This window comes from Geobacillus sp. DSP4a, assembly GCF_013096875.1.
In the GTDB taxonomy this organism is placed as follows: domain Bacteria; phylum Bacillota; class Bacilli; order Bacillales; family Anoxybacillaceae; genus Geobacillus; species Geobacillus thermophilus.
Genome location: NZ_SDLD01000060.1, coordinates 1 through 12,636, shown reverse-complemented (window position 1 = coordinate 12,636; position 12,636 = coordinate 1). Strand labels below are relative to the sequence as shown.

Here is a 12,636-nt window from a genome sequence, read left to right as displayed (position 1 = left end):
TCGCCCTTCTTTCGGTGGTAGTGGTTTTGGTGACTCTATTCTACCAGAAAAAAGGGCGATTCTTCTATATTTGAGGCAAAAAAGTGGGGGCTGATCCCAAAACGCATTCGCGTTTTGGGTCAGCCCCTGATCCATGCCAGCCAGCGGGTCTTCCAGCTTGCGTCAAGTTGTGCTGTTTTGGCCTTGTCGTTGGTCAGACTGTTTTCGTCGCCGACGGTTCGTGTTTGTGCCAGACGAGAAAGAGAAAAGCGGCAAGCGCCAGCGCCATGGCGACCATAAACGGCGCCTTTGCCGAAACGGCGTGGCCGATGACGCCTGACAGTACCGGAGCGATGGCAGCGCCCATCCAGCGGACAAAATTGTACATGCCGGAGGTGACTCCGCGTTCGTACGGCGATGTTTCCATCACATAGCTTGTAAACAGCGTGTTGTTTAACTGTTCGATGTCGTCGGCTGTATATAGGCGCGTGCCGCCCTCGCTGCGCGCTGGCGGCTTGATCAGGCCGATCTCCTCGTAATAGCGGATCGTCCGTTTGGTTAAGCCGGTTGCTTTGGCGACGTCATCGATTTTGAATCGGTCCATTCGGGGCCCCTCGCTTTATCGTGATCACGATCATTTTTACAAACATAACATTAACGTGAACGTTATATTTTTATCAATAGGCATTTGAAACGGAATGGAAAAATGCATAAAAAAACGGATGCCCCGGCAAAGTGCGGGAGATCCGTCGGTGGTAAGAAGAAGTCAGGAATCGGTTTTCGCTTTTTTGGCGGCGAGCGCTTCTTTCACCGCCGCTTCGATTTCTTGATAGCTCGTGCAGCGGCAAATATTGGACTCCAGCCATTCTTGAATCGTCGCTTGATCCGCGCCCGGATGCCGCTCGATGAGTGCGTGGGCGTTCATAATGAATCCAGGAGTGCAATAGCCGCACTGAAAGGCGAAGTGGCGGACGAAGGCGTGCTGAATGGGGGCATCATCAAGCCCTTCGATCGTGGTGATTTCTTTGCCGACTGTCTCAATCGCGAGCATCATGCACGATTTGATTGGCGTGCCGTCGACTAAGACGGTGCAGGCGCCGCAGTCGCCGTTCAAACAGCCTGGCTTGGCCCCGGTCAGCCCCAGCCCATCGCGCAAAACAAACAGCAGCGTTTCGGCTTGGCGAGTGACGATCGATCTTCGTTCTCCATTAACGTGCAGCACAAGCTCCCGCTTTGTCGTTTCCTCCATGTCCGCATGCTCACCTCCTGTTTAGACGGTTTCTCCGTCTCCGAGCTCACGAAGCATATCTTCAAGCAGCTGGGCGGCCACGAACAGCCGGTAGTCTGCTGAGCCTTCAATATCGTGCAAAATCGGGCGCGGGAAGGCGTCAACCGCTGCTTGGATTCGTTCACCAACTGGGCGGTTCCGGTCGTTGAGGTGCGCCTCAACGTCAGCCGAGCGAAACGGAAACGGGCAGATGCCGCTTAGGGCAACGCGAACCGTCCCGTCTTTTTTCAGCGCTGCAATCGTCACAAGCGGGTAGCCGACTTCCCCTTGCTTGCGGCGCTTGCGGTGGAAATGGGGCAGGGTGGCGGTGGCACGGTCAACCTTGAACTGGACGACAAATTCACCGCGGCCAAGCTGCAGCTGTTGATGAAACAAGTCAAGGAAGCGGCATTGCCTGATGCCGTATGGTCCGGCGATGATGACATCCGCCTCGGCGACGAATAGCGGCAGTGCGGTCTCACGGTAAAAAATTTGTCCGCAGATGTTGCCGCCGAGCGTAATTTGGTTGCGCGCTGTCCGGTCGGCGACTTCTCGCGCCGCTTTTGTCAATAACGGGAACGGATTTGCTTCTTCGAGCTCGCCGAGGGAGAGCGCCGCTCCGAGCACGAGAGAACCATTGTCGACATCAAGCGACCGACATTCAGGGATCGATTTTATGTCAATGACGGCCGCGGTGCGGACAAGGTTCAACCGAGACAACGTGATGATTTCCGTGCCGCCGCCGTAGTAGAGCGGTCGTTTTCCATCCCGCTCGAGCGCCGCAAACAGCGCTGTCGCTTCGGCGATCGACTGCGGCCGGTAGTAGGCAAAGTCAAACGGAACCATAGGAGTCCCCTTTCTGTGTCCGCCAAATGAGTTCAGGCACAAGCGGCAGTTCATTGAGCGGCACGCCGGCAGCGAGCGACAAGGCGTTTGCCAAGGCGGCGGGCATGCCGATCAAGCCATGTTCGCCGATGCCGCGAGCGCCGTATGGGGCATCGATTTGCGGCGTTTCGACAAACTCAACGATGTACTCTGGATGTTCGCCGAAGCGAATCGGCCGGTATGTGCGCAACTGTGGGTTTAACACGCGCTGTTCGTTGTCAAAAAGAAACCCTTCGCGGCTGGCAAAGCTTAGCCCCATGCTCATCGCCCCCATCGCTTGGCCAAGCGCTGCCTTTGGGTTGAGCACTTTGCCGGCATCAATGACCGCATACGCTTTGACAATGCGATACGTGTAGTCGCGGCGGTTGAACTCAATTTCCACTCCCTCGGCGCATACGCCCCATTCCGGTCCCGGTTTGCCGGCGCCGGTCTCCGGGTCAAGCGGGGTCAAGTGGCGCAAAATGTAGTGGCCGCGCCCGATCACTTGCCCGCCGATGGCGTTGCCGTTCGGAAACTTGTAGCCATAGGCGATGTCTTTGATCGGAAGAAAGATGGCCGGGTCATCGCGCAAAAAGACGCGCCCGAATCCGACTTCCAAATCGTCCGGCGAGGCCCGCAAGACGCAGGCGGCGATGTCTTTTAACTGACGGATGGCGTCGTCGGCAGCGGCAAGCGCCGCACGTCCGGCCATAAACGTCCCGCGGCTGGCGACTGTTTTCCAATGTTCCGGCGTCGTTTGCGTATCAATATCCATTTTGACATGGACACAATCGACGTCCATCTTCAGCCGTTCAGCAACGATTTGCGCGAGCACCGTTTTCGTTCCGGTTCCGATTTCGACGACGCCGGAGATGACGTTGACACTGCCGTCGGAGTTGAACGTTAAGATGACGCCCGAGCTAGCATCTGTGTCGATCGTCGATGTTTTCCAGCCGCTGCTGATTCCCTTTGCTCTTACCGTATAAGCGTCCACTTCGACGCGCTGCCACTCGTCCCAGCGCATCAGCTCGCGCAACCGGTCGAGGCAGGCTGATATGTTGCCGACGTTGCTTTTTGTGAGCCGCACTTGCGTCGGGGTCGTATGCCCCGGGCGGATGGCATTTTTGCGCCGCACGTCCCATGGGTCAAGTTGAAGCGTTCGTGCCAATTCATCGATGGCCCGCTCGACGGCAAATGCCTGTTCGCAATGGCCAAAACTGCGAAACGGCGTCGCGTACGGGCGATTCGTATAGACGCACAATGAATCACAAAAGACGTTTTCGACATGGTACGGGCCGGTGCAATCGACGGCTGCGGCGCGGCTGACATCGATCGCCTTGTCGGAATAAGCCCCGCCGTCAAATAGAAATAAGATTTCCATGGCCTTGAGCAAGCCCTCTTTTGTCGCGCCGATTTTGACGGTTGCCTCCAAACCGATATGGACGGGCGAAGTGACCATGTCATGCTCGCGGCTGTTCCAGACGCTCACTTTTCGGCCGCCGACCGCTTTGGAGGCAAGGTAGGCGAGCAGCTCAAGCTGAACGGGCGCTTTTCCTCCGTAGGCGCCGCCGACAAGAGGCGTATGAACGATGACTTTGCCGGTTTCTTCGCCAAAATACGTATGAAGCAACTTCTTGATCATAAACGGTGACTGTGAGGAGGCGGAAATATGGATCGTGCCGTCCGGCCAAATTTCTGCCGTGGCGCAGCGTGTTTCCATCGCGATATGATCGGAAGGGGCGAACGATACGCTCGTTTCGACGATGACGTCGCTTTCCGCAAACCCTTGTTCAATGTTGCCTTTTCGGATTTTCGTTCGATGGGCGACGTTTGTCCCTGGCTCAGGATAAGTGGTTTTGTTTTTTTCATAGCGGTCGAGATGTTCGTGCAGCAACGGGACGCCTTCTTTCAGCGCCTCACGCGGCGAGCCGACCGCCGGAAGCGGCTCGTAGGCGACGCGGACGAGGCGGGCCGCCTGTTCGGCTTGAACGAGCGTATCGGCGACGACGACCGCCACAACCTCTCCATAGTAGCGTACTTTGTCGAAAGCGATCGGAGGGCGGTCGCGCATGTCTTCACCGGTAAGCGGCAGCCCCTCGCCGGTCACGACGGCGCGGACGCCGGGGGCGGCGAGCGCGCGGCGTGCATCCAGCGAGAGGATGCGCGCATGGGCGTATGGGCTTGTCACCAAGGCAGCGTGAAGCATTCCTTGTTCTTTGAAATCGTTCGTATACTTCGCACGGCCAGCCACCTTATCCCAGGCTTCTTTGCGGATGATGCTTTTACCGACGGCCATGGGGGCGTCCCTCCTTTTCTTCTCGATAGATGGTGGCGCGTTCATAATCGTCTTTTGTGTCGATGTCAATACCGGTTGACGCATCACCTTCGTACAAAAGGCCATGCCAGTGGGGATCGCGAAAGAGCGTGCGCCCACCGGCATCGCCGTCCAGCGCCAAGAGAGCGGGAAACATTGGGCTTCCAAAAATAACTGGGGGCATCGGCACACCGGAGCAGGAGAAGGCGGCGTAATCGGGACGATGGCGTCGATAAAGGCCGGCCAGCGCATTGATCGTGTCGGATGTGACGAACGGCTGGTCGGCCAATAAGACAGCAGCGGCGTCCGCTCTTTCCTCCATCGCTCGGCGCAACCCGCAGGCCAGCGAATGAGCCAGGCCGCGGTGACAGGCGGCGCAACGGACAAGGCGGCATTTGTCATGGCCTAGCAGCGCGTCAGGAAGCCAGGCGAGCGTATCGGACGGGGGGATGACGACGATGACAGGCGCTAGACAGGAACGAAGCGCCGCTTTCAGGCCGGCGGCGCCAAGCGTCCCATCCCCCCATGGCAGGGCGCGTTTATCGGCCCCCATCCGCCGGCTTTGTCCGGCCGCTAAATAAATGGCGGCGATCGTGATGTCCTTCATTGGGCGGCCTCCGCTCCATGCCTGCGCAACACGCTGATCAGCTCGGCGGTGATGCTGATGGCGATTTCATGTGGGCTGCGCGCGCCGATGGACAGCCCAACCGGCGAACGGACAAACGGCGGGGCGGAGCCGGAAGGAAAGAGGCGGTCGGTGCGCCGCCGCGGGCCGAGCACGCCAAGGTAGGCGAGCGGTTTGTCAGCCAGCAGCGAGACGAGTTCGCGGTCGCGTTCAAATTGGTGGGTCATCACGATGACAAAATCGCGTTCATTCAAATGGAGCATTGGCACCGTTTCATGCGGAAAGCCAACCACCCATTCATCAGCGTCGGACACATGGGATGGATGGCAAAACGCCGGACGCCAATCGCTTACGGTGACGGAGAACCCGGCGGCTTTGGCGGCTGAGACGAGCGGCGGGGCGTCCGGACCGGCGCCGAATACGACAAGGCGCGGTTTTGGCCAAAAGTGCTGAACGTAAAATGTTTCCCCGTCCACTTCGTACAAACCGCTTCGCCCTTGATAAAACGGCGTTTTGTGAAGCCATTCGCGCCATTCCCGATGCGGCGTCCGACGGCAACCGCCGAATTGTTCGCCTGTTTCGCTTTGGAAAAACGGCCGCTCGTCTGGATACATGATGCTTCGGACCATCAGTACATGTTCGCCGCGGTCAAGGCAACGCTTGAGCGCCAGCCAATCGAGTTTTGCGTCGCTTGTGACCGGCTCGAGCCAAATGTGGACGAGGCCGTTGCAGCCGGCGCCCTGCCCCCACGACCAATCATCCTCAGTCCGCAAGTCAAACGAAACAGCGGCTGCCTGGCGGTTCGCCAATATCTCACGCGCGTAAGCTGCCGCTGCTTCTTCCAGGCAGCCGCCGCTCAGCAGCCCGACTGTTTCTCCGTTGGCGCCAATCCACATGCACGTCCCTTCTTTTTGGTAGGCTGAGCCTTCCACACTGATGATGATGGCTAACACACCGTCGCCCGGCGCGGCGGCGATCGCCTCGAGCACAGCATGGTAACTCTCCATGGCTCATCCTCCTTTCGCATTGCGCCAAAGGCGGCTGAGCTGTTGAAAGCGCGGTGGGACGGACGATCCATAAGATTTCGTAATGGTTGTAAGCGGCGGCAGCGGGTGGGCCATCAGGTCGTCCCCCTTTCGAAAAAGAGCTCTGCTATCATTATATTTCGGCAACAAATGCCCATGACTGAAAAACAAAAGAAGCCAGCCGTCATTGGCTAGCTTCCTTGTTGTTGATCCGTTTTTCCCTTCCCGAGCCGTCCCGCCCGCTTTGCCGCCTCCCGCAGCAAATACTCGATCTGGGCGTTGACGCTGCGAAACTCATCTTGCGCCCATTGTTCGAGCGCGGCATATAATTCATGGTCAATGCGCAGGGGAAATTGTTTTTTCTTTGTCATCGCACTCCACAACCGTTAATATAGACTGCCGGTATTGATCACCGGCTGGGTGGCGCGCTCGGAGACGATCGCGACCATTAAGTTGTTCACCATTGCGGCTTTTCGTTCATCATCTAACTCTAAAATGTTTTCTTTGTCAAGTTGTTCAATCGCCATTTGCGCCATCGAGACAGCGCCTTCGACGATTTTTTTCCGGGCGGCCAAAATGGCGGCTGCTTGTTGACGCTGCAACATGGCGCTCGCAATTTCCGGGGAGTACGCCAAGTGAGTGAGGCGCGCTTCCATCACCTCGACTCCGGCGACACGCAATCGCTCCTGCAGCTCAGCGGCGAGAACATCGGAAATAATATCGGCGTTGCCGCGCAACGTAATCTCGTTGTCGTCTTCAAACGTGTCGTACGGATATTTTGTCGCGACATGGCGAATGGCGGCTTCGCTTTGAATCTCGACGAATTGTTCGTAATCATCAACATCGAACACAGCCTTGGCTGAATCAATGACGCGGAAAACGACGACGGCGGCGATTTCAATTGGATTGCCTTGAACATCGTTCACTTTTAGCTTCTTGCTCGTGAAGTTGCGCACGCGCAGCGATACTTTCTTTCGAACGGTGAGCGGCACGGTGAAAAACAGCCCGCTGTCGCGAATCGTGCCGAAATAGCGGCCGAAAAAGGTGAGCACTTTCGCTTGATTCGGCTGAACGATCGTGATGCCGGTCGCCAAGAGGGCGGCAAGGGCGAAGCAGAAAACGGCCAATAAGAGCTGCACTTGAATGAGGCTGACAAAACCAGCCATAACGAAAAGGGCGATGCATCCGATGCCGATAAATCCATCCATGCGCCATGCTTTTTGTTCTCTCATCCCTATCCCCCTAATAGTGTCGATTTGATATTTATATGATATCATATAATCAAAAAATGGAAACAGGGATTGATCATGTTAAGACGAGAAGAGGGATTCGCCCATAGCTCGCCACGAGGCAGATGTTTCTAACTATTTTCCATCCAGAAGCATAAAGGGCGATCGTTCAGCCTGTTAATGTTTTAATGTGCTAAAAAATGGAAATTCATAATTGACATCGCATTCATTGTCATCATACAATAGAAAAAAAGATCAATAGGTGTGTAGAAGCCATGGAACCAAGACAAGCGCGCATCGGCCGGCAGGCGTTGCTGCTGGCGATGCTTGACGAGGGAGAGGAAGAAGCGGCCCTCGGCCAGCTCGAGGCGCTCGCTTGGCGCTATTGTCAAGGGCGGGTCGGGGCGATGGAGCCGCAAAAAATCGTCGCGGCAATTGAGACGGCGGCAAAGCGGCATGGAGTGGTTGACGGTGGCTTGTACCGTGAGATGCACGCCTTATACCATGCGATTTTAGAGGCAGTGCATGGCGTGACGAGAGGGCAGGTAGAGTTAGGAGATTTGTTGAGAACCGCTGGCCTTCGTTTCGCCGTGGTGCGCGGTATGCCATATGAACAGCCGAACGAAGGGGAATGGATCGCCGTTGCGTTGTACGGGACGATCGGCGCTCCGGTGCGCGGGCTTGAGCACGAGGCGGTGGGGCTTGGAATCAATCATATATAAGCACGCTCCATGCCTAGAGCGATGAGTCATGAGGAGGCGAACACTGCCATATGGCAGGGCGCCTCCTTTTTTGTTTGCCCAGGCGTTCGATTGAGAAAACAAACGAAGGGAGATGGAATGATGATCGTATTGACCGGGCATACATTGACGATCGATGAGGTAAGACGTGTTGTCTATGAACGGGAGCGGGTGGCGGCTGCGGAGGAAAGCATGAGGGCTGTCGAGAAAAGCCGCGCGGCAGTGGAACAAGCGATCTCCAATGGACGGACGATCTATGGCGTGAATACGGGTTTTGGCAAACTCGCCGATGTGCGCATTGAAGGAAGCGACCTTGAACAGCTGCAAATCAATCTTCTTCGCTCGCACGCTTGTGCCGTCGGCGAGCCATTTGCCGAAGATGTCGTGAGGGCGATGCTTCTTTTGCGGGCGAATGCGTTGTTGAAAGGGTATTCCGGCGTGCGTCCGGCGGTCATTGAGCAGTTGCTCGCATTTTTGAACACCGGCATCCATCCGATCGTGCCGCAGCAAGGCTCCCTCGGCGCGAGCGGCGATTTGGCGCCGCTTGCCCATTTGGCGCTGGCGCTGGTCGGCGAGGGTGACGTGATGTACGAAGGGCGGCGGATGTCTGCTCATCAAGCGCTCTCACAAGCAGGGATTTCGCCGCTTTCGTTGCAAGCGAAAGAAGGGCTGGCGCTTATTAACGGCACGCAGGCGATGACGGCCGTCGGAGCCCTTGCTTACTTAGAGGCGGAACAACTGGCGTATGACAGTGAATGGATCGCGGCGCTGACGACTGAGGCGCTTTATGGCATTGTGGACGCGTTTGACGCCCGCATCCACGCAGCCCGCGGGTTTCAGGAACAGGCCGAGGTGGCGGAACGGCTGCGCCGCTATTTAGCTGGCAGCCAACTCACAACAAGGCAAGGGGGGCGGCGCGTGCAAGATGCGTACTCCATCCGCTGCCTCCCGCAAGTGCACGGAGCGTCGCTTAGGGCGCTTCGTTATGTGAAGGAAACGCTTGAAATCGAAATGAATGCGGCGACGGACAATCCGCTCATTTTTGCCGACGGGACGGTGCTCTCTGGCGGCAACTTTCACGGCCAGCCCGTTGCGATCGCCATGGATTTGTTGAAAATCGCGGTGGCGGAGCTGGCCAACATCAGCGAACGCCGCATCGAACGGCTCGTCAATCCGCAGCTTAGCGAAGGCTTGCCGCCGTTTTTAAGCCCACAGCCTGGCTTGCAGTCGGGAGCAATGATTATGCAATATGTCGCCGCTTCGCTCGTATCGGAAAACAAGACGCTCGCCCATCCGGCCAGCGTCGATTCGATTCCGTCATCGGCCAACCAGGAAGACCATGTCAGCATGGGAACGACCGCCGCCCGCCATGCGTACATGATCGTGCAAAACGCTCGAAAAGTGTTGGCGATTGAGCTCATTTGCGCTTTGCAGGCTGTCGAAGCGCGCGGCATCGAGCGAATGGCCCCGTCAACGCGGCGGTTTTACCATGAGGCGCGCCGCATGGTTTCCTCCATTACAGCTGACCGCGTCTTTTCCAATGACATTGAAGCGGTGGCTAAGTGGCTTGAGGAAAGAGCCAAACATGGCGTTGTTTGCCAGGAAGTGCGGGTGTAAAAGAGAAATGGTGGGGAATGAGGAGGGGAAGTGAAGTGGACAAATGGGAAAGAGCTTCGATCTCGCCAAAGGATAGGTGTTTGGAAGGAGATGGCCAAAGAACGGTGAGGAGATCGTAGAACGCTCAATAGGATCAGAGTGAAACGAGCATGGATTCGTGCTCTGTCTCAGGAAAGATAAGGAAGACGCATTCGTGAAAGCTGGCTTCCTTTTTTTAGAGACGACTTCATGGGCCTTGGACCGTCCATTCACGTCTCTTTAGAAAACGGGAGACGAATGTTGGCTAAGCGCAGTCAAAAAGGTTGGTGAAAGATGACCGATTTCGCCAAACCCACTGCTTTCGGCTGAAAGAGAAGTCCGTTTGAGAAGAGAGTCCGTTTTCTGCGACTTTTCACGAGATGGACTCGGGAAGCTTCTGCTTTCAGTGTCAGTGTAGGCAGCGGGATCATCGCCCATTGTGTATCATCTCATCCGAGATTTTCGGTTGATTTCCAGTGAGGCAGTGGATGGGTTGATAGTTGTCCCCCACTGAAATTTGCAGTATGATGAAGAAGAAAAGCAAAGGGGAGAGGGGGGCTTTTGTTGACTATTTCTGCCGCGGCGCTGTTGGCGTTATGGAAGATTATTGCAATTGATATCATTTTGTCGGGGGATAATGCGGTCGTCATTGCGATGGCGACGCGCCGGCTGCCGAATGACCAGCGGAACAAAGCGATCGTATGGGGAACGGCGGGGGCGGTGCTGCTCCGCATTTTGTTTGCGGCGGTCATCGTCTTTTTGCTCAACATCCCGTTCGTTCACTTTGTGGGCGGTTTGCTGCTTGTCTGGATCGCCTATAAAGTGCTTGTTGAGCGGGAGGAGGAGGCCAAAGTGCAAGCGGCAGACCGGTTGCTGAAAGCCATCATGACGATCATCATCGCCGATGCGGTCATGAGCTTGGACAATGTCGTCGCCGTCGCCGGGGCGGCGGAAGGGCATCTAGGCATGCTGGCGCTTGGGGTCGCCATCAGCATCCCGATTATGATTTTCGGCTCCAAAGCGATCGTCCGGGTGATGGAACAACATCGATGGATCGCGTACGTTGGCTCCGGCATTTTGGCGTGGACGGCCGGAAAGATGATGGCGGGGGATGAAGGGGTGCTGTATTGGTTTCACCTTTCTTATGGCCCGTTCGTCTACGCGGTTGCCGCCGGCGTGACAATCGTGGTATTGGCGGCCGGCTATATCACGAATAAAAGAGCTGAGCGTGAGGAAGGTACATTGATTTGAACGGTTGAGGGGTGGTTTGACGTCATGGACATCCGACGCATTCTTGTGACAGGAAGGCTTTATGCCGAGCTTGCCGCCCTTCTTCCGGACAAGCGGCCCGATAAAGCGTTTCGCTTTGTGGCGGAGGAAGAATTGACGGACAATGATTTCGCCTGGGCGGATGCGTACGTCGGCTTTCGGCCGGCCGGGCCGTTTTCGCTTGCCAACTTGCGCTGGGTGCATTCGCTCGGCGCGGGCGTTGACGCGTTTTTGTGGAAGCAGGAATGGAAGAAGAACGTGTTGCTGACGCGGACGATCGGGTCATTTGGCGAGCAGATCGCCGAATATTGCCTCAGCTACTTATTGCGCGACGCCCAATGTCATGACGTGTATGCATGGTATCAAGAACAGCGGCAGTGGAAGCCGTTCGCTCCGAAGCGGCTTGGTGAACAGCGGATTGTCATTTATGGGACGGGTGAGATCGGCCGGCGCATCGCGGAAACGCTTCGTCTGTTCGGCGTTTCGCCGATCGGCGTATCGCGAAGCGGCCGAGACACGCCGCCGTTTTCGGCTGTTTGCCGCCATGAAGAGGCGGGGGAAGCGCTTGCTTGCGCTGATTGGGTGATCGCTGCGCTTCCGCTGACAGAGGAAACGCATCATCTCTTTGACGAGACGTTTTTTGCCTGTTTGCACAACGCGGGCTTTATCAATGTTGGGCGTGGGGCGACGGTTGATGAGACGGCGCTTATCGGCGCCTTGGAAAACCGAAATGTCCGCCTGGCGGTGCTCGATGTGTTCGAAGAAGAGCCGCTGCCTCCGCACTCGCCGCTTTGGGTTCATCCGAATGTCATCATTACCCCTCATATCGCGGCGCTGACATCAGCGGATGCCGCCGCCCATAGCGTTTTAGACACGCTCCGCCGCATCGAAACGGGCGAACCGCTTGCCAATGCGGTCGATGTGAGCCGGCGGTATTGAACCGGCATTTCGCGTCTTAACCGCGTCACAAAGGTTTTTTAGTAACTTTTTTGACCAGCACAACGAGCGATGACAGCTCTTTTTTGGCCATCGCTCTTCCCTCCTTGTGACATTCAATGTCAATGCTTTCGTCCATGCCCAAACCTTCCACAATCTTTCGCTGATCAGGGGGAGCGGGCGGCCCGGTGCGTCCCACGTATATTCGGCTGCGATGTTGTTGGCCTTTGTCTCATATAAAACAAGCGAATCGAGTCGCCGTTGTTGGCAAAAGGGGGAACATTGAAAAAAATCTGTCCCATTGCGGAAAATGCAGTTGATTTGGTAAATTCAGTTTTGTTATGATAACAATAGGCTCTTCACCACAAGTTGTACTTGATCATTTAAGGTAGGTGTGCATAGAGGGTACAAAAAATGCGAATTTTCCTGTATAGTAAAGGTGACCAAACCAAACCATGGAGGGAAATTCGCATGTACTCTCAGTTTATCAAAGAACTCATCGATTTACCAGATGTTTTGATTCAAAAGGTGCGGAAAGAAGGGGAAAGTTGGATTTTCGAACTGTCTCTACCCGAACAATGCCCGTTATGTCCTGTCTGCTTGAAGCGCACGATCAAAATGACAGTCAAAAAGAAGCAATGGATGCATGGCTATGCTCAGCGAATCGGAATTTTTTGGATCGAACTTCCTGTCGAGCGCAGACGTTGTAGCACGTGTGGCGTGACGTTCAGCACGTCGTATCCAGCCATCTCT

At 56.0% G+C, this 12,636-nt stretch carries 11 protein-coding genes and 3 pseudogenes; 5 read left to right on the top strand and 9 right to left on the bottom strand.

Translation table 11 applies throughout. The features are described from left to right. Window positions 1-193 precede the first annotated feature (193 nt). From ETC02_RS15155 to ETC02_RS15120, 9 genes and pseudogenes are all read right to left on the bottom strand, one after another. A pseudogene (locus ETC02_RS15155) lies at window positions 194-445 on the bottom strand (MFS transporter); the annotation flags it as partial. Between the two features lie 45 nt (window positions 446-490). Next, window positions 491-583, bottom strand: a pseudogene (locus ETC02_RS18430) (MerR family transcriptional regulator); the annotation flags it as partial. 162 nt (window positions 584-745) lie between these two features. Beyond that, window positions 746-1,228 carry a (2Fe-2S)-binding protein gene (locus ETC02_RS15150; RefSeq protein ID WP_033009545.1) on the bottom strand — a complete coding sequence of 161 codons (483 nt, stop codon included), beginning with the start codon at window positions 1,226-1,228 and terminating at the stop codon, window positions 746-748. Window positions 1,229-1,249: 21 nt separating this feature from the next. After that, window positions 1,250-2,092 (bottom strand): FAD binding domain-containing protein, encoded by an 843-nt coding sequence (locus tag ETC02_RS15145; protein ID WP_011229882.1) that lies wholly within the window; start codon window positions 2,090-2,092, stop codon window positions 1,250-1,252. Further along, window positions 2,079-4,406: a xanthine dehydrogenase family protein molybdopterin-binding subunit gene (locus ETC02_RS15140; protein WP_050368187.1), complete on the bottom strand. Its 2,328-nt coding sequence runs from the start codon at window positions 4,404-4,406 to the stop codon at window positions 2,079-2,081. Before ETC02_RS15140 ends, ETC02_RS15145 begins: the two co-directional genes overlap by 14 nt. Continuing rightward, on the bottom strand, window positions 4,393-5,031 hold the full coding sequence (gene pucB / locus ETC02_RS15135) for a xanthine dehydrogenase accessory protein PucB (RefSeq protein WP_050368188.1): 639 nt from the start codon (window positions 5,029-5,031) through the stop codon (window positions 4,393-4,395). The genes ETC02_RS15140 and pucB overlap by 14 nt, the downstream gene beginning before the upstream one ends. After that, window positions 5,028-6,056 carry an XdhC family protein gene (locus ETC02_RS15130; RefSeq protein WP_033009550.1) on the bottom strand — a complete coding sequence of 343 codons (1,029 nt, stop codon included), beginning with the start codon at window positions 6,054-6,056 and terminating at the stop codon, window positions 5,028-5,030. Before ETC02_RS15130 ends, pucB begins: the two co-directional genes overlap by 4 nt. A 209-nt stretch (window positions 6,057-6,265) precedes the next feature. Next, entirely contained in the window at window positions 6,266-6,445 is a 180-nt protein-coding gene (locus tag ETC02_RS15125; protein ID WP_050368189.1) for a type II toxin-antitoxin system antitoxin, read from the bottom strand. Between the two features lie 15 nt (window positions 6,446-6,460). Continuing rightward, complete coding sequence (locus ETC02_RS15120) at window positions 6,461-7,306, bottom strand: SPFH domain-containing protein (RefSeq protein ID WP_050368190.1); 846 nt, start codon at window positions 7,304-7,306, stop codon at window positions 6,461-6,463. Between the two features lie 272 nt (window positions 7,307-7,578). Between ETC02_RS15120 and hutP the strand changes: the two genes are divergently transcribed. The 5 genes and pseudogenes from hutP to ETC02_RS17510 all read left to right on the top strand — a co-directional run. Continuing rightward, window positions 7,579-8,025: a histidine utilization transcription antiterminator HutP gene (hutP, locus tag ETC02_RS15115; protein WP_050368191.1), complete on the top strand. Its 447-nt coding sequence runs from the start codon at window positions 7,579-7,581 to the stop codon at window positions 8,023-8,025. A 120-nt stretch (window positions 8,026-8,145) separates the two neighbouring features. Next, window positions 8,146-9,660, top strand: coding sequence for a histidine ammonia-lyase (gene hutH / locus ETC02_RS15110; protein ID WP_171698393.1), 1,515 nt, complete (start codon window positions 8,146-8,148; stop codon window positions 9,658-9,660). Window positions 9,661-10,242: 582 nt separating this feature from the next. Beyond that, window positions 10,243-10,929 (top strand): TerC family protein, encoded by a 687-nt coding sequence (locus ETC02_RS15105; RefSeq protein ID WP_050368753.1) that lies wholly within the window; start codon window positions 10,243-10,245, stop codon window positions 10,927-10,929. A 24-nt stretch (window positions 10,930-10,953) separates the two neighbouring features. After that, entirely contained in the window at window positions 10,954-11,886 is a 933-nt protein-coding gene (locus ETC02_RS15100; RefSeq protein ID WP_050368192.1) for a D-2-hydroxyacid dehydrogenase, read from the top strand. Window positions 11,887-12,354: 468 nt separating this feature from the next. Then, window positions 12,355-12,636 (top strand): annotated as a pseudogene (locus ETC02_RS17510) (ISL3 family transposase); the annotation flags it as partial.